Consider the following 19,102-nt stretch of genomic DNA (forward strand, 5'->3'; position numbering starts at 1 on the left):
TGCGGCGGCTTCGGGCACGGTACGGCGGACATCGACGCGGTGGGCGGGGCGGTGCTGGGCAGACGCCTACGATGACATGCCCTCCGTCACCCCCTGCCGAAAGGTGTGAGCGTCCGCCCATGGGCGAGCCTCCAGTAGCCGATCACCGCGGACGCCGCGCGGTCACCCCGCCCCTGCCCGATCATGGGACGGAGGTGAACCGATGATCGAAGTGCTTCTGCTGCTCGTCGCCCTGCTGCTCTGCGTCGCCTGCGGCGCGTTCGTCGCGGCGGAGTTCTCCCTGACCACGGTGGAGCGCGGCGAGCTCGAACGGGCCGTCGATCGGGGCGACCGGGGCGCCGCGAGCGCCCTCAAGGCCGTCCGGAGCCTCACCTTCCAGCTCTCGGGGGCCCAGCTCGGCATCACCGTCACCAATCTGGTGATCGGCATGCTCTCCGAGCCCTCCATCGCCAAGCTGATCCGCGGCCCCGTCGAGGCGGCGGGGCTGCCTCCCGCCGCCGCGTCCACCCTGGCGCTCGTCCTCGGTACGGCGCTGTCGACGGTGGTTCTGATGGTGGTCGGCGAACTGGTCCCGAAGAACTGGGCGATCTCCTCCCCGCTGGCGGTGGCCAAGGCGGTGGCCACCCCGCAACGCGTGTTCACCGCGCTGTTCCGCCCCTTCATCAGCCACCTCAACAACACGGCCAACCGGATCGTGCGCCGCTTCGGCCTGGAGCCGACCGAGGAGCTGGCCTCCGCCCGCAGCCCGCAGGAGCTGGTGGCGCTGGCCCGGCACTCCGCGAAGGCGGGTGCGCTGGAGGCGGACACGGCCGAACTGTTCGTCCGCACGCTGAACCTCTCGGAGCTGACCGCGGAGAACGTGATGACACCGCGGGTGCAGGTGACCGCACTGGAGCTGCACGCGACGGCCGAGGACGTCGCCAACGCCACCCGGGCGACCGGCCTGTCCCGCTTCCCCGTCTACCGGGGCAGCCTGGACACCGTGGTCGGCGTGGCCCACATCAAGGACGTGCTGGCGATCCCCGCCGACCGGCGGCCCCGTACCAGGGTCTCGGAACTGCTGCGCGAACCCCTGCTCGTGCCGGAGACGCTCACCGTGGACCGGCTGCTGGACCGATTGTCCGGGAGGCTCGCCATGGCCGTGGTGATCGACGAGTACGGCGGGACCGCCGGGGTCGCGACGCTGGAGGACATCGTGGAGGAAGTCGTCGGCGAGGTCCGCGACGAGCACGATCCGCACGAGACGCCGGACCTCGCCGCCGCCGGCGAGGACGCCGACGGACGGACCCTGTGGTCGGCCGACGGGGCGGCGCGCACCGACCAGCTCCGCAGGATCGGTCTGCGGGTGCCGGACGGGCCCTACGAGACCCTCGCGGGCCTGGTCGCCGCCGAGATCGGACGGATCCCGACGGTCGACGACAGCGTCGAACTGGAGGGATGGCGGATCGACGTGGTCGACGCCTCGGGCCGCCGTGCCGCGCGGGCCCTGCTGCACGCCCCGCTGCCGGGGTCCGAGGACCGGACGGAGGACGAGCGGTGATCGTTCTCCAGCTCTTCGTCGGCCTGCTGACCCTCGTGGCCAACGCCTTCTTCGTGGGCGCCGAATTCGCCCTGATCTCCGTGCGCCGCAGCCAGATCGAACCGGAGGCCGAGGCCGGGAACCGGCGGGCCCGCAGTGTCATCTGGGGCCTGGAACACGTCTCCGCGCTGCTCGCCGCCGCCCAGCTCGGCATCACGCTCTGCACCCTGGTGCTGGGCATCGTCGCCGAACCGGCCATCGCGCATCTGCTGGAGCCGGCCTTCGACGCGGTGGGAGTGCCGCACGGGCTGGTCCACCCGCTGTCGTTCGTCATCGCGCTGGGCGTGGCCACCTATCTGCACATGCTCCTGGGCGAGATGGTGCCGAAGAACATCGCACTGGCCGAACCGGCGCGGAGCGCCCTGCTGCTGGGCCCCCCGCTGGTGGCGATGGCCCGCGCCCTGCGGCCGGTGATCTTCGCGATCAACGCGTTCGCCAACACCCTGCTCAAGCTGTTGCGGGTGGAGACGAAGGACGAGGTCTCCGCGACGTTCTCGGACGACGAACTGGCCCGGCTGGTCCAGGACGCCGGGGACGCCGGGCTGGTCGACGACCGCTCCGCGCAACGCCTCCACCACGCCCTGGAGCTGGGACGCCGGCCGGTACGGGACGTGGTCATGCCCGTCGACCGGGTGCTGTACGCCAGGGTCGGCACCACCCCGGAGGAGCTGGAGCGGCTCTCGTCCGAGTCCGGGTTCTCCCGCTTCCCGGTGATGGACAGCGAGCAGCGCATCCTCGGCTACCTCCATGTGAAGGACGCCCTGGACGCGACGCCCCGGGACGTTCCTTTCCCGGTGACGGCGATGCGGCCGATCGCCCGCGTACGGGCGGCGACCCCGCTGGACGACGTGCTCACCGCTCTGCGACGCAGCCGGACCCATCTGGCGGCCGTTCTCGACGAGGACGACCGGCTGGCCGGCATGGTCACGATGGAGGACGTGCTCCGCGAACTCGTCGGACGGCCGGGGTCCCGCTGACCTGCTGGCCTCCCGGCCTACCGACCGGTACGCTCATCTGGCCATGGAATTGAATGCCTCCTACACCAGTCTCGTCGCGGTCGGCGACTCGTTCACCGAGGGCATGTCGGACCTGCTCCCCGGCGGCGCCTACCGGGGCTGGGCCGACGTCCTCGCCGCCCGGCTCGCGGTCCGGTCCCCCGGTTTCCGGTATGCCAACCTCGCCGTACGCGGGAAGCTCATCGGCCAGATCGTCGACGAGCAGGTGGAGGCGGCGGCCTCGCTCCGGGCCGATGTGGTCACCCTCGTCGGCGGGCTCAACGACACGCTGCGCCCGAAGTGCGACATGGGGATGGTCAGGGGGCGGCTCGAAGAGGCCGTGGAGCGTCTCGCACCGACCTGCAAGCAGTTGGTGCTGATGCGCAGCCCCGGGCGGAGCGGACCGGTGTTCGACCGGTTCCGCCCCCGGGTGGAGGCGCTGTTCGCCCTGATCGACGATCTCGCCGGTCAGCACGGCGCCGCGGTGGTGGATCTCTACTCCGCACCCTCGATCGCCGATCCCCGGATGTGGGACGTCGACCGGCTCCATCTCACCACCGAAGGCCACCGGCGCGTCGCCGAGGCCGTCTGGCAGACCCTGGGACTGCCGGCCGAACTGGACTGGCGTACGCGGATGCCCGCGACCGCGCCGCCGCGCTGGGCGGCCCGGCGAACGGAGGACGTCCGCTTCGCCCGTCAGCACCTGGCCCCCTGGATCGGGCGGCGGCTCACCGGCCGCTCCTCCGGCGACGGGCGCTCGGGCGCCCAGATCGACGCCACGACGGGCCGGGCCTTCTGGATCACGCCGGCGGACACGGAGAACCCGGGCCCGGTGACGGGGTGGCGCCGTGCCGTCTCCCCCGACGCCACGGTGGGCACCGCGGAGACCGACTGAAGCGGTCGCGCGGGCCGGCGCCCCCTGGCTCCTTCGTAGCAAGCCACAAACCGGGGCGCGTCGCTGGCCTGCACGAACCGCCAGTAGAATCCCTTTACGTGACTGCTGTGTCTGCGAAGCCTCGCATCCCCAATGTCCTGGCCGGCCGCTACGCCTCCGCGGAGCTGGCCGTCCTCTGGTCCCCCGAGCAGAAGGTGAAGCTGGAGCGTCAGCTGTGGCTGGCGGTGCTGCGCGCTCAGAAGGACCTCGGGATCGAGGTGCCCGAAGCGGCGCTGGCCGACTACGAGCGGGTACTGGACCAGGTGGACCTGGCCTCGATCGCCGAGCGCGAGAAGATCACCCGGCATGACGTGAAAGCCCGGATCGAGGAGTTCAACGCCCTCGCCGGTCATGAGCAGGTCCACAAGGGCATGACCTCCCGGGACCTGACGGAGAACGTCGAGCAGCTCCAGATCCGCCTTTCGCTGGAGCTGATGCGCGACCGCACCGTGGCCGTGCTGGCCCGGCTCGGCAAGCTCGCCGCGGAGTACCGCGAGCTCGTGATCGCCGGACGCTCGCACAACGTCGCCGCGCAGGCGACGACGCTGGGCAAGCGCTTCGCGACCGCGGCCGACGAGATGCTGGTGGCCCACGGCCGCCTGGAGGACCTCCTCTCCCGCTACCCGCTGCGCGGGATCAAGGGCCCGGTCGGCACGGCGCAGGACATGCTGGACCTGCTCGGCGGCGACGCGGGCAAGCTGGCCGACCTGGAACAGCGCATCGCCGGGCACCTCGGCTTCGCCGAGGCGTTCACCTCGGTCGGTCAGGTCTACCCCCGATCGCTCGACTACGACGTGGTCACCGCTCTGGTGCAGCTCGCCGCGGCGCCCTCCTCGGTGGCGAAGACGATCCGCCTGATGGCCGGCCACGAGCTGGTGACCGAGGGCTTCAAGCCCGGCCAGGTCGGCTCGTCCGCGATGCCGCACAAGATGAACACGCGCTCCTGCGAGCGGGTGAACGGTCTGATGGTGATCCTGCGCGGCTACGCCTCGATGACCGGCGAGCTGGCGGGCGACCAGTGGAACGAGGGCGACGTGTCCTGTTCCGTGGTCCGCCGGGTGGCGCTCCCGGACGCGTTCTTCGCGTTCGACGGCCTCCTGGAGACCTTCCTGACGGTGCTGGACGAGTTCGGCGCGTTCCCTGCCGTCGTGGCCCGCGAGCTGGACCGCTACCTTCCGTTCCTCGCCACCACCAAGGTCCTGATGGGCGCCGTACGGGCCGGAGTGGGCCGCGAGGTGGCGCACGAGGCGATCAAGGAGCACGCGGTCGCCTCCGCCCTCGCGATGCGGGAGCAGGGCGCCGAGCGCAACGAGCTGCTCGACAAGCTCGCCGCGGACGAGCGGATCCCGCTGGACCGCGCGCAGTTGGACGAGCTGATGGCCGACAAGCTTTCGTTCACGGGTGCCGCCGGCGACCAGGTGTCGTCGCTGGTCGCCCGGATCGGGAAGATCACCGAGCAGTACCCCGAGGCCGCGAAGTACACCCCCGGCTCGATCCTCTGACCGGCACCGCCCTCACCGCATGACCCCCGAAGAGCTGAGCGCCGCCCGTGACCGCATCGTCCCCGATGTGGCCGCGGGCGGTCTGCGCGTGCTCTTCTGCGGCATCAACCCGAGCCTGACGACGGCGGTGACGGGGCACCATTTCGCTCACCCCGGGAACCGGTTCTGGCCGGTCCTGCACCGCTCGGGTTTCACGCCCCGGCAGCTGCGTCCCTCGGAGCAGGCCGAGTTGCTCGGTCTCGGACTCGGCATCACCAACGTGGTGGCGCGGGCCACGGCCCGGGCCGACGAGCTCGGCACGGACGAGTTCCGGGAGGGCGGGGCCGCTCTGACGACGAAGGTCGAACTGCTCGCGCCCCAGTGGCTCGCGGTGGTCGGCATCACCGCCTACCGCACGGCCTTCGGGGAGCCCCGGGCCCGGATCGGCCCCCAGGACCGCACGGTCGGCGGCGCCCGTGTGTGGGCTCTGCCCAACCCCAGCGGCCTCAACGCCCACTGGACGGTCCAGACCATGGCCGAGGAGTACGCCCGCCTCCGGGCAGCCGTCGTCCTCGCCCGGCCCACGACCGACCGGCCCGGCCCCGGTCCCGCCCCGGCCGACTGAGCCGCTCCGGGCCCGCGCCTCTTCCCCGGTCCTCACGCGTCCCGGCTGCGGACCGCCCACCAGCCCGCCAGGAGCGCTGCCGCCGCCCATAGGGCGGTCACCGCCAGGCCGGTCCACGGCCCCGGACCGTCTCCCGGGTTCTGGTGCAACACCGCCTGCCCCGCGCGATCGGGCAGATAGGTCACCACCGCGGTGGCAACGTCCACCAACACGAAGGGGACGATGAGGAAGAGCGGTATGAGCAGGCCGAGCACCGCTACCGCGCTCCGCAGGAGCGCCGCGAGGCCCGCCGCGAGCAGCGCCATCAGCGCCAGGTGGATCCCCCCGCCGATGGCGGCACGCAGCGCACCCGGGTGCCCCGGGCCGATCGCGTGCTCCCCGGGGAAGAGTGGCCGAGGGGGAGTCCCTGCTGTTCCCGGCTGCGGTCCGGCAGCTCGCCGCCGAGTACGGGACGGACAGAGCACGGGCCGCTCTCGACCGGGCGGCGCTCACCGAGCGGGAGGCGGCGGTGCTCCGGTTGATGGCCCGGGGCCTGTCGAACGCGGAGATCGCGGCCACCCTCGTCGTCGGGGTCGAGACGGTGAAGTCCCATGTCAGCTCGGTCCTGGCGAAGTTGGGGGCCAGGGATCGTACCCAGGCGGTCATCGCCGCGTACGGGTCCGGGTTCGTCGCTCCGGGGTGACCGAGGTTGCGGCTCGATACCGGCTTCCCTCGCTGCTCGCAGGGGTCCCGGCCAGCGAGTACGATCCGGCAGACATGCGCACGAGCTGGGAGGACATACCGTGGGCCGGCTGACCGGTGGGGACCCCTCGCTGTTGCGACGGATCAATTCCGCGGTAGTGCTGCACGCCCTGAGAGGGGCCGGCGCGCCGACGCTTACGGACCTGACACGGATCACGGGGCTGTCCCGGCCGACGGTCGAAGGGGTCGTCGAGGGGCTGTTCGAAGCGGGTCTCGTGGTCGAGGCGCTGCCCGACGAGGGCGAGGCGCGGCGCCAGGGGCGCCCTGCCCGGAGGTTCCGTTTCCGGGCCGAGGCGGGGCATCTCCTCGGGGTGGAGATCGGTCCGCACCGGGTGTCGGCGCTCATCTCGGGGCTCGACGGCCGGATCATCGGGGCGGGTTCGCGCGCTGTGTCGGAGACCGCCGGCGCGGACGACCGGCTCGACCAGGTCCGGGCCGTCATCGCGGACGTACTGCGACGCACCGGGGTGGCCCGGAGCAGTCTGCGTGCGGTCGGTGTGGGCAGTCCCGGGATCGTGGAGGCCGACGGCACCGTGCGGCTGGGTACGGCGCTGCCGGACTGGACCGGCCTCGCGCTCGGCGAGCGGCTTCGCCGTTCGTTCCGCTGCCCCGTGCTCGTCGAGAACGACGCCAACGCCGCCGCGGTGGCCGAGCACTGGAAGGGCGCGGCCACCGAGTCCGACGACGTGATCTTCGTGCTGGCGGGGCTGAGCCCCGGGGCGGGGTCCTTGATCGGCGGACGTCTGCACCGGGGGTACGGCGGGGCCGCCGGGGAGATCGGCGCTCTGCACCTGCTGGGCAGGGACGTGACGCCGGAACATCTGCTGTCGACGACGGACACGCCGCTCGACCCGCTGGACGAGCTCGCGGTGGCCGCGGTGTTCGCCAAGGCCCGGGAGGGCGACGCGGGGGCCCAGGCGGCGGTCGAGCGCTTCCTTCAGCGGCTGGTGCACGATGTGGCGGCGCTGGTGCTGGCACTCGACCCGGAGCTGGTCGTGGTCGGCGGCTGGGCCGCCGGACTGGACGGGGTCCTGGAACCCCTGCGCAGGGAGCTGGCCCGCTACTGCCTGCGCCCGCCCCGGGTGACCCTGTCGCTGCTCGGAGAGGCCGCCGTCGCGACGGGGGCGTTGCGGCTCGCGCTGGACCACGTCGAGGAGCAGTTGTTCGCCGTCGAAGGGGCCGTGACGGCCCGCCGCTGATCGGGGTGAGGGCCGCCACGCGGGCCGCGTGCGCATCGGTGGGTCACGGGCGCTGCCCCGGGAGCCGGGGGATCACGGGCGTTTCCCCCTGGACCGGTGGATCATCGGCGCCCCCGAGCCGGATCGGGCGGGGACAACGCGCGCCCGCCGGTTCCCGGGGACTGGAGTCCTCGAGAAGCGGCGGACGTGGGCCAAGGTGTGCGCGAGGGCAGGTCGGAGGCGTCAGGAGGCCTGGCGCTCCGGCTGTTCGTCGTGGCTGATCTCCAGCGCGCCGGAGTCCCCGAAGGTGAGTCGGCAGGTGTCCGCGCGGTAGGTGGCCACGGACACCGCCGCCGTTCCGTCCGCGGTGAAGTAGCGGGTGGTGACGACCAGGACGGGGGCGCCGGGGAGCCGGTCCAGTTCCTTGGCGTCGTCCGCCCGCGCCGAGCCGAGCTCCACGGAGCGGTCCTGGCCCTGCAGGCCGAGCCGGTGCAGCTCGCGCAGCACGCTGCGGGCGCGGACGGCGCCGGACGGGGCCTCTATGGCGGAGAGGTCGGGCACCGAGGAGGCGGGGATGTAGAGGAGCTCCGCCGCTACCGCCTGTCCCTGGGTGTCTCGGATACGGCGCACCACGTGCACCGGTTCGGCCGGGTCCGTTCCGAGCATGGCGGCCACCACCGCCGGGGCCTTGTCCATGGTGCTCTCGACCGGCTGCCACGCCTCGCCGCTGACGCCGCCCGTCCATTCGTGCTGGGCGGTGGAGACGGCGATGCCCACGCGCGGCGGGGCGACGGTCGTCCCGACACCGCGGCGGCGCTGCAGTCTGCCTTCGAGTTCGAGCTGCTCCAGCGCCTGCCGGAGCGTGGCCCGTGCGACACCGAACCGCGCCGCGAGGTCCCGCTCGTTGGGCAGGATCTCACCCACCGCGAAGTCCGAGTCGAGTGCCTCACTGAGCACGGTCTTGAGGTGCCAGTACTTCGGCTCCTGTACCGATTCCAGCTGCGTGGTCCCCACCCTGTCCTCCGCAATCGCCCAGCGTCTTTTTCCGCGACGTTATTTATTAAAGGTTCCTGTCTTAAGTGGAGACCCTAGGACGGCACACCTCCTTGGTCAAGACCAATACTTATTCCGTAACGGAACGAAACGGAACTCTGGCGCAGAGCGTTCACACGACGTTCTTGGCGCCGTGAGGCGAGCGCAGCACAGAGCCCCGCCATCACGGCGGATGGCGGGGCTCTGACCAGGGAGGCGGCGGACCCGTGAGTCGACGGGGGCCGAGGCGGCCGGTGGGGCTTTCGACTACGCGACGGGCAGTCCGGAAAGCTTGTCCGGATTACGAATGATATAGGCGCATTGAATGACACCTTGGCTGACTTCGATCTGGAAGACGGTGTCAGCCTTCCCCCCGACGAAGTAGACGGCGGCGGGCCCGCCGTTGAGCTCCACGATGCGGACCTCCCCGTCCGGGCCGAGGCTCCCCGCCACGGCGAGGAGGAAGCGGCCGACCTTGTCGGCGGTCTCGATGATCCGCCGCGGCGCCTTCGCCTTGCCGCCGCTGTCGCTGACCAGCCGGACGTCCGGAGCCAGCAGCACGAGCAGCTGCTCGATGCCGCCTCCGGAGGCGGCGGCCAGGAAGCGTTCGGTGAGATCGCGGCGCTCTGCCGGGTCCACGTCGTAGCGCGGCTTGCGCTCCTCCACATGCCGCCTGGCGCGACCGGCGAGCTGCCGGACGGCTTCCTCGGTGCGGTCGAGGGCCGTGGCGATCTCGGCGTACGGGAAGCCGAAGGCCTCCCGGAGCACGAACACCGCGCGCTCCAGCGGCGAGAGTGATTCGAGGACGACCAGCACGGCGAGCGATACGGAGTCGGCGAGGACGGCGCGCTCCGCCGTGTCGGGCACGGCGGGGCCGAACTCCGTGACCACCGGCTCCGGCAGCCACGGCCCCGTGTACGACTCCCGGCGCGACCGCAGATGCCGGAGCCGGTCGATGGCCAGCCGGGTGGTGATCCGCACGAGGAAGGCCCTCGGCTCCCGGACGTCCTCGCGCGCCGCCGCCGACCACCTCAGCCACGCCTCCTGGACCACGTCCTCGGCATCGGCGACGCGGCCGAGCATGCGATAGGCGACACCGGTGAGAACGGGCCGGTGTTCTTCGAAGAGCTCGGTCGCGGCGTCGACGGTCATCGGTCCATCCCAGCCCACCGGTCACGCGCTGTCCAGCGGGAATCGCCGCACCCCTTGAACTGCGGGCTACCCGGCGGTAATTGTTGTTGACGAGATGTCTACCCACTCCAGGGAGCAGCAGCATGACCACCACGGTCTCCTTCGCCGTCGCGACGGCCGACGGCCCCCGTCCGGTCTCGGTCGCCTACGAACGGACCGGCTCGGGCGCACCGTTGCTGCTCCTGCACGGCATCGGGCACCATCTGCGGGCCTGGGACCCGGTGACACGGATCCTGGCAGCCGAGCGCGAGGTGATAGCCGTGGACCTGCCCGGCTTCGGCAGCTCGCCCGCGCTGCCGGACGGGGTTCCCTACGATCTCGCGAGCGTCGGCCGGGCGCTCGGAGCCTTCTGCGCCGAACTCGGCCTGGACCGCCCCCATGTGGCCGGGAACTCGCTGGGCGGCCTGCTCGCGCTGGAGCTGGGGCGCACCGAGCTGGTGCGGTCGGTGACCGCGCTGTCCCCGGCCGGCTTCTGGACCGAGGCGGAACGGCGCTACGCCTTCGGCGCCCTGCGGACGATGCGCCGGAGCGCGCTGGCCCTGCCGGTGGGGCTGATCGAGCGCCTGTCGCGCAGCGCGGCCGGCCGGGCGGCCCTCACGAGCACCATCTACGCCCGGCCCGGCGGGCGTTCACCGGAGGCCGTCGTCGCCGAGACGCTCGCGCTGCGCGGAGCGACCGGCTTTCACCAGACGCTGGAGACCGGCAGGGGCCTGTTCTTCGGCGACGACGTGAAGGACGTCCCCGTCTCCGTCGCCTGGGGCACCCGGGACCGGATACTGCCGCGCAGGCAGGGGGTCCGCGCCAAGAGGGTGATCCCCGGCGCCCGGCTCGTTCGGCTGCCCGGCTGCGGGCACGTCCCGATGAGCGACGACCCCGCGCTCGTGGCCCGCGTCATCCTGGACACCAGCCGCTGAGCCGGCCGGTCGGGGCGTCGGCGCCCCGAGGGCCTCTCGCCGCCCGAGGACGCCGGAACCGTACGCCACACCGGCACCGACCAGGAGACTCCCCACGCCCTGCGCGATGCCGTACGTCCCGGCCCCGACGAGAGGCGCCGTCAGGGCGGCGGAGACCGGGATCAGGCCCGAGAAGAGCGTGGCGCGTTCGGCTCCGATGCGCTGTATCCCGCTGTACCAGCAGACGAACCCGATCACGGTGACGACGACGGCCTGCCAGAGAAGGGCCGCCGCCTCGCCGCCCGTAGGGACGCGCAAAAAGGATCCGCCGTCCATCAGCAGCCCGAGCAGCGCCGACTCGACGGCGGCGACGCCGCAGACCGTCGCGGAGAGCAGCTTCGGGCCGAGCGGCCGCAGCACGGGGACGGCGAGGACCGCGAAGCCGACCTCGCCCGCGAGCGCGCCCACCGAGAAGAGCACTCCCGCCAGGTCGGTACGCCCCCAGCCCTGAACGGCGAACGCCCCGACGGCGACGAGCCCGGCCGCGTACAGCGTGACGCGGGACGGGCGGCGACCGTCCAGCAGCGGGACGAGCACGCCGACCACGATCGGCGCACAGCCCACGAAGACGCCCGGAACGGCTGGTTCCGCCGATTGTTCGGCCGCCAGGACCGCCAGGTTGAAACCGACCATGCCCACAGCGGCGAGCAGGGCGAGCCGCCCCCACTGGCGGCGGGTGAGACTCCGGAGCCGGACCGTCGATGAGTCGGGGTCGCGCCGCAGGAGCGGGACGAGCAGGAGCGCGGCGAGAGCGTAGCGGAGGGCCTGGCCGCCCGCGAACGGGTAGTCGCCGAGGACGCTGTTGGCCGTGAAGGATGCCCCCACCAGCACACACGCGAGGGCCGCGAGGAGGGCCCCGCGCAGAGAGGTTGCGTTCATGGGGTCGACGCTAGGGTCGGTGGAGGACCGGTTTAAGGTCCACTTCCATGACGTCTTCGGGGACCAATCCGCATCGTCCGTCGGCGAAGTCCCTCTCTCCGGCGTGGGAGTTGCTGCTGCCCGCCGCCGCCGCGCCGGCGCGCGGGCGGGGGCGCGCGCTGTGCTCCGCGCTGCGGGAAGCGGTCCGCTCCGGCCGCCTCGCGGCCGGCACCAGGCTGCCCTCCAGCCGTGAGCTCGCCGCCGATCTGGGGGTGTCGAGAGGACTGGTCACCGAGGCGTACGAGCAGCTCACCGCGGAGAGCTATCTGCGCAGCGGGCAGGGCGCGGGTACCTGGGTGAGCGAGGGCGTACGCGCGGCGGAGCGTCCCGTACGCGACCGCGCGCCGCGCGCGGCGGACGCGCTGGTGGACTTCCGGCCCGGTACCCCCGATCTGTCCCTCTTCCCGCGCAGCGCGTGGAGCGCCGCCCAGCGGACGGTGTTCGGCCGACTGCCGCACGGCGCGCTGGGCTACCCCGATCCGCGCGGGCTGCCGGAACTGCGTGAGGCCTTGGCCAGACTGCTCGCCCGGCGCCGGGGGGTGGTGGCCGATCCTGAGCGGCTGGTGGTCTGCTCGGGGGTGGCCCAGGCGACGACCCTGCTCGGCTTCGTGCTCCGGGACGAGGGCGTGGCCTCGGTCGGGGTGGAGGATCCGGGCAGCCCGGAACACGCCTCGCTGTTCGCGGCGACCGGTCTGGGCACCGTCCCGCTGCCCCTCGACGACGACGGCCTCGCCCTCGCACCCCTGAAGCGCTCCGGCGTGCGCGCCGTGGTGACCACGCCCGCGCACCAGTTCCCCACCGGCATCGGGTACTCGGCGCAGCGCCGCGGCGAGCTGCTCGACTGGGCGCGGGACGCGGACGCCGTGATCATGGAGGACGACTACGACGGGGACTTCCGGTACGACCGGGCGCCGGTGGGCGCCTTGCAGGGACTGGATCCCGAGCGGGTCGTGTACACCGGTTCCGTGAGCAAGTCGCTGGCTCCCGGCCTGCGGCTCGGCTGGCTGATCGCCCCCGCCGCCCTCACCGAACGGATCGTCGCGCGCAAACGGACCATGGATCTGGGCAACCCGGTGATCGACCAGGCCGTCCTGGCCGACTTCATCGTGCGCGGCGGCTACGACCGGCAGTTGCGCCGCTGCCAACGGGCCTACCGGGAACGCCGGGACGCCCTGGTGGCAGCGCTCGACGAGCACTTCCCCGGCGCGACGGTCAGCGGCATCGCGGCGGGCCTGCACATCATCGCCCGGCTGCCCGCGCGGTACGGCCCCGAGGAGGCCTTCCTGGAGCGGGCGGCCGCGGCGGGCATCGCGCTGCGGCCACTGCGCGACTGCGGAACGGCCGGCTCCGAGGACGGCACCCTGCCCCTCGTCCTGGGCTACGCCCATCTCGCTCCCGGCGACATCGTCCGGGGGATCGCCGCGCTGGCGGCCGCGTGGCGTTCCGGCCGGCCGGGTCCCGGCTGACCGGTTCCGTTCACCCGGGGTTGGGGCTCCGTCCGCCACGAGGCACTAGGCATGGGCGAGGACCGGCGCCGGTCTTCGGCCTTCTCGCGAACGGCGCACCATCCGCCCACCACCCCGGAGGCGCTTCGATGCCCTACCGTCCGCACCGTCCGCGTGTTTCCTCGCCCGGCCGCCGCGCCGTCCTGCGCGGCTCACTGATCGCCCCGGCGGCGGTCGCCCTCTCCCCCGCGACCGCTGCGGCGGTGCCCGCGCTGCACCTGGCGGGGCGGCCCGAAGCGTCCTGGGGTGTGCAGGTGGGCGGTGTCACCTCCTCGTCGGCGCTCCTGTGGGTGCGCTCGGACCGGCCGGCCCGGATGCTGGTGGAGACCTCGGCGACCGAGTCGTTCCGACGGGTCCGCCGGTGGCACGGGCCGTCGATCGGCCCCGGAACCGACTTCACCGGCACCACACCGCTGTACGGCCTGCCCGCGGGCGAACAGGTGCACTACCGGGTGACGCTCTCCGACCCGGCCGATCCGCGCCGTACCGGCAAGCCGGTGTACGGGACCTTCCGTACCGCTCCGGCCCGGCGCCGCTCCGGGGTGCGGTTCCTGTGGTCGGGCGACATCGCGGGGCAGGGCTGGGGCATCAACCCGGACATCGGCGGCTACCGCGTGTACGAGGAGATGCGCCGTCTGGACCCGGACTTCTTCCTGTGCAGCGGCGACAGCATCTACGCGGACGGCCCGCTGGAGCCGAGCGTGACGCTGCCGGACGGCCGGATCTGGCGCAATGTCATGACCGCGGAGAAGGCGAAGGTCGCCGAGACGCTGGACGAGTACCGGGGCAACTTCCGCTACAACCTGCTCGACCGGAACGTCCGCCGCTTCAACGCGCAGGTGCCCTCCGTCGTGCAGTGGGACGACCACGAGGTGCGCAACAACTGGTATCCCGGCCAGATCCTCGACGACGCGCGCTACACCGAGAAGAACGTGGACATCCTCGCGGCACGCTCCGTGCGCGCCTTCCACGAGTACGTGCCGCTCGCGCCCTCGTACGGTTCCGGGCGGCGTTCGCGGATGTACCGGGTCGTGCACCACGGGCCGCTGCTCGACGTGTTCGTGCTCGACATGCGTTCGCACCGCAACGCCAACTCCCCGGGCCGCCAGACCGAGGAGACGACGGGCATCCTCGGAGCCGAGCAGGCGCGGTGGCTGAAGCGCTCGCTGGCCGCCTCCCGGGCGGAGTGGAAGGTGATCGCCGCCGACATGCCGCTCGGCCTCGTGGTCCCGGACGGCGCGACGGACTTCGAGGCCGTGGCGCAGGGCGATCCCGGGGCTCCGCTCGGGCGGGAGCTCCAGATCGCCGAACTGCTCCGGTTCGTCAAGCACCGCAGGATCACCGGCACCGTGTGGCTGACGGCCGACGTCCACTACACCTCGGCCCAGCACTACACGCCCGAGCGGGCGGCGTTCAAGGACTTCGCCCCGTTCTGGGAGTTCGTGTCGGGGCCGCTGGCGGCGGGCGGTTTCCCGGCCAACGCGCTGGACGGCACCTTCGGCCCGGACCGGGTCTTCGTGCGGGCTCCCGACCGGGCCAACGTCTCGCCGATGGAGTCCCCGCAGTATTTCGGCGAGGTGGAGATCGACGGCGACAGCGCGGAGCTGACGGTGCGGCTGCGGGCCGAGGGCGGAGCGGTGCTGTTCACCAAGGTGCTCCGGCCGGGCCGCGTCGGGCAGTGAACCGGGGCTGGGTCGAGGCCCGTTGTCAGTGGTGGGTCCTACGCTTTTTCCCATGACCCGATCCGTTCAGGCCTTGGCCTACGCACGCCCGTCCTCCCTGACGTCATCGCAGGTGGGGCCCTCTCTCGGTCTGGAGACCGCGGGGGGCCTCACCCCGCGCGGAGCGGAGGCGCACCCTCGGTTCTTCGCGGGCTTCCTCTCCGATCCGCGGACAGCGGCACGCGGGCTGCTGGCGGTCGCGGACGTGGCGGCGGCACGCTACTACCAACGCGCGTTGCCCGCCTCCCTGGACCCGGTGGTGACGGGCAACGGCGACCGGCTGCGCTTTGAGTCGTTCTCCGGTTGCTGCGGGGTGTACGCACGCCTCGACGTGCTCCAGGAAGGCCTGGACGGCCGGGAGACCGGCCATGGAACGACGAACGTGGACGTCAATCCTCCGCTGCGGGAGGCGCTTTCGCGGATCACGGCGCACGATCCGCTGCATCTGCGGGTGGGGCCGCAGGAGATGGCGGTGACCACGCTGGAGGGTGGTCCGGTGGTGGAGAAGAAGGTGCCGCTGCCCGACCGGTGGCTTCGCGGTTTCGCCGAGGCGCAGGTCGCCTCGGCCGGATTCGATCTGCGGGCCGAGCTGACGGCGGCGCAGGCGGTGGCGTTCCTGCGGTCGCTGCCCCGCTCCCCCACCTCGGGCCGGGCGGCACGTGGCGCCCGGTGGGTGGTGGCGTCGGGCGGATCCCTGCGCCCGACGACCCGTCCCGTGCCGGGCGCGGTGTGCCTGCCGGGCCCGGAGCGGCTGGTGGCGTTGCAGCGGGTGCTGCGCGACGCGACGGCCCTGCGGGTGTACGGGCCGGTGGCCGACGGTGTGGCGGCGGCGAGCGCCTGGGAGGTGGTGCTGCCGGGGATGCGGCTCACGCTGACGCTCTCGCCCGACTCCTCGCGGGGATTCTCGGGCGAGGGCGGTGTCCTGGAGGCCCTGGCCACGGATGACGCGGCGGCCGACGCCGAGCTGGTGTCCGTGCTGCTCGCCTGGGAGCCCAGGATCGAACCGGCTTCGCTGGCCGAGCAGTCGGGGCTGGGCGTGGAGCGGGTGCGGGCCGCGCTGACCCGGCTCGGCACGGCGGGCCGGGTCGGCTACGACCTGGCGGACGCCGCGTACTTCCACCGGGAGCTGCCGTACGACGCGGACCGGGCGGAGCGGCACAATCCGCGTCTCGTGGCCGCTCGCAGGCTGGCCGGTGAGGGCGCGGTGTCGCTCGACGGTGCGCGGGCGACGGTCGTCTCCGGGGACCGCCGCTACCAGGTGCGCGAGAGCGACTCCGACGTCAGCTGCACCTGCCAGTGGTGGGCGGACTACCGGGGTCGACGAGGGCCCTGCAAACACGCGCTCGCGGTGCGCATGGTCCGCCGGGGTGCGACGGTCGCCGGAGGCGTGCGATGAACGAGCTGCTCACCGCTGTACGGGCGGGGCGCCACCACGACGTGCCGCCGCTGGTGCTCGATCTGGACGTGCCCGGCCGCCGGTCCGCGCTCGCCGGGCTGAAGGAGCTGCGCAAGGAGGTGCGGAGCTGGGACTGGCAGCGGCGGGACAGGATCCGCAAGGCGCTGCTGGTGGCCGGCGCGGGCTGCCACACCGGGGCCGCGGGGTGCGCCGCCTGGATCGGGGGTCGTGATCTGCGCGACTGGACCCGCTCCCCGTATCCGTTGATCCTCGCCTCGCTCAAGGACCGCGATCCGGCCTGGCTGGGTGATCTCGCCCAGCGGCTGGCGGAGCGTTCGGTTCTCTCCGATACGGAGTACGCCTTCGTCGGCGAGCTGGCGCGGATCGCCCAGGTCCCGATTCCGGTCACGGACAACCTGGTGACGGGCTGGACCGAGTTGGTCAGCACGGCGCGTTGGCGCGGCCGGACCCGGCGTCCGCTGACCGACATCCTGCGGGACGACCCGCACACGGCCGTGCTGGCGCCCCGGTTGTTCGAGATGCCGGAGCTGCCGCCGCAGGTCGACTGGTACGACGCGCCCAATTCGCAGGACCACTGGCCCGGCGCGCTGTGCGCCCTGGCCGACGACGGGGTGCTGGACCGGCCCCATCTGGTGGAGCGGTGCGTGACCCGTCTGACGCGCGGCGGCAAATCCGTCGACCAGCGGTTCTTCCTGGCTGTTCTCCAGCGACTGGGGGCGACGGAGGGAGAGGAGAGCAGGCATCTGCGTGACTGGACGGCGATGGCGGCGGACGGGATCGCGCCGGTCGCCTCGCACGCGCAGCAGGTGCTCGTACGTCTCGACGCTCGGGGCGAGTTGTCCACCCGGGAGCTGGCGGAGGTCTCCGGCGCGGTGCTCTTCCGCCAGGAGAAGAAGCTGGTGCGCGCCCAGTTGACCCTGCTGGGCAAGGTGCTGCGCCGGGACGCCGCTACGGCGGGCGAGCTCCTTCCGGCGGTCGCCGAGGCGTTCGGCCACGAGGGCATCGACGTCCAGGAGCGGGCCCTGAAGCTCGTCGCGCGGTATCTGCCCGCGGTCGCCGGCCCGGAGGCGCGGGAGCAGTTGGCCTCCGCCGCCGGACGGTTGGGCCCGCTGCACCGGGAGACGGTCGCTGCCCTGTTCGGCGATCTCGTGGAGGAGGAACCGCAGGGGGCGTACGAGGAGTTCCTGCCGCCCGCGCCGGTGCTGCGGCGTCACGAACCCGCGCCGGAGACCGTGGCGGAGCTGGTCGAGGAGGTGGCCGCCCGGGTGAAGTCGCATGCGTCGGAGCGCTGGATCCCCTCCTCGGCCGTCGCGGACCTCTCGACCGGGGTCACCGGCTTCGAGCGCACGCTCGACGGGCTCGTCCGCCTGGCCCGGACCCACCGGGAGGAGTTGACGGCAGCCCTGCGGGAGGCGCTGGCCGGGGTGCGCTTCGTCGAGCACGGCCTGGGTCCGTACATGGTCGACCCGCGGTCCGTCTCGACCTCGCACGGGATCTCCGTCATGGTGGCCTCGCTGCTGGGCCTGGTCTCCGAGCGGGACAGGGTCGCGTGGCGGGCGGAGACGGCCGTGAAGGGGGCGGACGCCTGTGCCCATGCCGCGTTGAACGGGGTGCTGCTCGACCGGGCCTGGGAGGCGGCGGAGGCGATCACGGTCGGAGAGGCGCCGTTCCTGCTGGCCACACCGACCTGGCACACGGGGGCGGTCGAAGCGGCCGAGCTCGTCGACCGGCTGCGGACCTACCGGGAGCTGGGCGCCCGCCCCGGCCCCGCCGACTTCGCCCAGGCCCTGCTGCGGGTCCGCCGGGGAAGTGGTCCCGAGGGGGCGGAGGCCGCCGCGGCGGCCGAGGCGCTGGGTACCGGAGAGGGCGACCGGCTGGCCGCCTGGATCCGTGCCGACGAGCCGGTGGCCCCGGTGCTGCGGCATCCGGCGACCGCCGCCTCCCGCCCGTCGGCGCGCAATTGGTGGCAGCGGACGACGACCGGGGCCCGCCAGGTGCTGTTGGCGACCCGGGAGCGGTCGGTGATCGGGCGTGAGTTCCCGGAAGCCTTCCACTGGCTGGGCGAGGCCCAGCCCCCCCGGGCCCGGGAGTGCTACCACTGGGGCCCCGAGCGGTCCGCGCACTGGACGGCGACCCTGCCCGAGGATCCGGAGGCGTTGGCCGCGTGGTTGATGCCGGACCTGCTGTTCGCCGCCGACCAGGGGCAGCGGGGAGCCGTCGGGTTCCTGCCGGCCCTGGCGGAGAGCGCGGGCGAGGTGGGTGGGGCGACACATCTCGCGCTGGCCTACGGTCTCGGCGCACGGTATCCGGAGGACCGGACGGCGGCGGCGGACGCCCTGCTCGTGCTGGCGGCGGGGGGCCGGCTGGACGGTGCGTCGCTCGGGCGGGAGCTGGCGATCCTGGTCGACCGCGACCTGGTGAAGGTGAACCGCACGGCCGATGCGCTCGGCACGGTGGCCGCGACCGGCGCGTATCGGACGGTGCTGACCGTGCTGGCGGCGATGCTGCCCGGTCTGCTGGCGTACGAGAAGACGCCCCGGGGGCTCGGCGACCTGCTGTCCGTGGCGGCCGAGTGCGCCGAACGCTGCGGTACGGGCGGGATCCCGTCGATAGCCGGGCTCGCGGCGACGGCGGGGCGCAAGGGCTCCTCCCAGACGGTCCGCCAGGCCGCCCGGCTGCTCGCCACGTTTCCCGCCGTGGCGGAGGGTCCCTCTCCCGAAGGCACCGAAGTCCCCGAAATCCCCGACGCCCCGGAGGTCGACGAGGCCACCGCACCGGGCCGGAAGGATCAAGAAGCGACCGGTCCCGGAATCTGACCGAAAACGACGATAG

Annotated in this window: 13 protein-coding genes and 3 pseudogenes; 12 read left to right on the top strand and 4 right to left on the bottom strand. The window is 73.0% G+C overall.

Going from position 1 to position 19,102, the window contains the following annotated elements; all coding sequences use genetic code 11:
* The first annotated feature begins 202 nt into the window (after positions 1–202).
* From ACIRJT_RS32960 to mug, 5 genes are all read left to right on the top strand, one after another.
* Complete coding sequence (locus ACIRJT_RS32960) at positions 203–1,540, top strand: hemolysin family protein (RefSeq protein ID WP_403916571.1); 1,338 nt, start codon at positions 203–205, stop codon at positions 1,538–1,540.
* A complete protein-coding gene (locus tag ACIRJT_RS32965) occupies positions 1,537–2,556 on the top strand; it encodes a hemolysin family protein (RefSeq protein WP_403916574.1) in 1,020 nt (339 codons plus the stop codon). Before ACIRJT_RS32960 ends, ACIRJT_RS32965 begins: the two co-directional genes overlap by 4 nt.
* Positions 2,557–2,599: 43 nt before the next feature.
* Complete coding sequence (locus ACIRJT_RS32970) at positions 2,600–3,469, top strand: SGNH/GDSL hydrolase family protein (protein ID WP_403916576.1); 870 nt, start codon at positions 2,600–2,602, stop codon at positions 3,467–3,469.
* A 98-nt stretch (positions 3,470–3,567) separates the two neighbouring features.
* Entirely contained in the window at positions 3,568–5,010 is a 1,443-nt protein-coding gene (purB, locus tag ACIRJT_RS32975) for an adenylosuccinate lyase (RefSeq protein WP_403916579.1), read from the top strand.
* A 19-nt stretch (positions 5,011–5,029) separates the two neighbouring features.
* Complete coding sequence (gene mug / locus ACIRJT_RS32980; RefSeq protein WP_403916581.1) at positions 5,030–5,614, top strand: G/U mismatch-specific DNA glycosylase; 585 nt, start codon at positions 5,030–5,032, stop codon at positions 5,612–5,614.
* Positions 5,615–5,646: 32 nt separating this feature from the next.
* Here mug and ACIRJT_RS32985 read toward each other — a convergent pair.
* Positions 5,647–6,003 (bottom strand): annotated as a pseudogene (locus ACIRJT_RS32985) (ABC transporter permease); the annotation flags it as partial.
* Here ACIRJT_RS32985 and ACIRJT_RS32990 point away from each other — a divergent pair.
* Positions 6,003–6,296: pseudogene (locus ACIRJT_RS32990) on the top strand (response regulator transcription factor); the annotation flags it as partial. The pseudogenes ACIRJT_RS32985 and ACIRJT_RS32990 sit on opposite strands and share 1 nt — an antisense overlap.
* Positions 6,297–6,396: 100 nt before the next feature.
* Positions 6,397–7,554 (top strand): ROK family transcriptional regulator, encoded by a 1,158-nt coding sequence (locus ACIRJT_RS32995; protein ID WP_403916584.1) that lies wholly within the window; start codon positions 6,397–6,399, stop codon positions 7,552–7,554.
* Between the two features lie 222 nt (positions 7,555–7,776).
* Here the strand turns inward: ACIRJT_RS32995 and ACIRJT_RS33000 are convergent, their stop codons facing one another.
* Together ACIRJT_RS33000 and sigJ are read right to left on the bottom strand one after the other, a co-directional pair.
* Complete coding sequence (locus ACIRJT_RS33000; RefSeq protein ID WP_403916586.1) at positions 7,777–8,547, bottom strand: GntR family transcriptional regulator; 771 nt, start codon at positions 8,545–8,547, stop codon at positions 7,777–7,779.
* Between the two features lie 285 nt (positions 8,548–8,832).
* The gene (gene sigJ / locus ACIRJT_RS33005; RefSeq protein WP_403916589.1) at positions 8,833–9,717 is read right to left on the bottom strand and encodes an RNA polymerase sigma factor SigJ; all 885 of its coding nucleotides are present in this window, start codon (positions 9,715–9,717) and stop codon (positions 8,833–8,835) included.
* Positions 9,718–9,839: 122 nt separating this feature from the next.
* Between sigJ and ACIRJT_RS33010 the strand changes: the two genes are divergently transcribed.
* Positions 9,840–10,670, top strand: coding sequence for an alpha/beta fold hydrolase (locus ACIRJT_RS33010; protein ID WP_403916591.1), 831 nt, complete (start codon positions 9,840–9,842; stop codon positions 10,668–10,670).
* 75 nt (positions 10,671–10,745) lie between these two features.
* Here the strand turns inward: ACIRJT_RS33010 and ACIRJT_RS33015 are convergent.
* Positions 10,746–11,588 (bottom strand): annotated as a pseudogene (locus tag ACIRJT_RS33015) (DMT family transporter); the annotation flags it as partial.
* A 47-nt stretch (positions 11,589–11,635) separates the two neighbouring features.
* On the opposite strand from ACIRJT_RS33015, the gene ACIRJT_RS33020 reads away from it, so the two are divergent.
* The 4 genes from ACIRJT_RS33020 (at position 11,636) to ACIRJT_RS33035 (ending at position 19,086) form a co-directional block, all read left to right on the top strand.
* Positions 11,636–13,093: a PLP-dependent aminotransferase family protein gene (locus tag ACIRJT_RS33020; protein ID WP_403916593.1), complete on the top strand. Its 1,458-nt coding sequence runs from the start codon at positions 11,636–11,638 to the stop codon at positions 13,091–13,093.
* 128 nt (positions 13,094–13,221) lie between these two features.
* Complete coding sequence (locus ACIRJT_RS33025; protein ID WP_403916595.1) at positions 13,222–14,814, top strand: alkaline phosphatase D family protein; 1,593 nt, start codon at positions 13,222–13,224, stop codon at positions 14,812–14,814.
* Between the two features lie 52 nt (positions 14,815–14,866).
* Complete coding sequence (locus tag ACIRJT_RS33030; RefSeq protein WP_403916596.1) at positions 14,867–16,249, top strand: SWIM zinc finger family protein; 1,383 nt, start codon at positions 14,867–14,869, stop codon at positions 16,247–16,249.
* Positions 16,246–19,086 (top strand): DUF6493 family protein, encoded by a 2,841-nt coding sequence (locus ACIRJT_RS33035; protein ID WP_403916599.1) that lies wholly within the window; start codon positions 16,246–16,248, stop codon positions 19,084–19,086. Before ACIRJT_RS33030 ends, ACIRJT_RS33035 begins: the two co-directional genes overlap by 4 nt.
* Positions 19,087–19,102 lie beyond the last annotated feature (16 nt).

The sequence above is a fragment of the Streptomyces sp. NPDC102283 genome (genome assembly GCF_044766265.1).
Taxonomy (GTDB): domain Bacteria; phylum Actinomycetota; class Actinomycetes; order Streptomycetales; family Streptomycetaceae; genus Streptomyces.

Bases quoted from the DNA above. Each gene is read 5' to 3' on its own strand.
- ACIRJT_RS32960 (WP_403916571.1), top strand. From the start codon at position 203: ATGATCGAAGTGCTTCTGCTGCTCGTCGCCCTGCTGCTCTGCGTCGCC.
- ACIRJT_RS32970 (WP_403916576.1), top strand. From the start codon at position 2,600: ATGGAATTGAATGCCTCCTACACCAGTCTCGTCGCGGTCGGCGACTCG.
- mug (WP_403916581.1), top strand. From the start codon at position 5,030: ATGACCCCCGAAGAGCTGAGCGCCGCCCGTGACCGCATCGTCCCCGAT.
- sigJ (WP_403916589.1), bottom strand. From the start codon at position 9,717: ATGACCGTCGACGCCGCGACCGAGCTCTTCGAAGAACACCGGCCCGTT.
- ACIRJT_RS33010 (WP_403916591.1), top strand. From the start codon at position 9,840: ATGACCACCACGGTCTCCTTCGCCGTCGCGACGGCCGACGGCCCCCGT.
- ACIRJT_RS33020 (WP_403916593.1), top strand. From the start codon at position 11,636: ATGACGTCTTCGGGGACCAATCCGCATCGTCCGTCGGCGAAGTCCCTC.
- ACIRJT_RS33025 (WP_403916595.1), top strand. From the start codon at position 13,222: ATGCCCTACCGTCCGCACCGTCCGCGTGTTTCCTCGCCCGGCCGCCGC.
- ACIRJT_RS33030 (WP_403916596.1), top strand. From the start codon at position 14,867: ATGACCCGATCCGTTCAGGCCTTGGCCTACGCACGCCCGTCCTCCCTG.
- ACIRJT_RS33035 (WP_403916599.1), top strand. From the start codon at position 16,246: ATGAACGAGCTGCTCACCGCTGTACGGGCGGGGCGCCACCACGACGTG.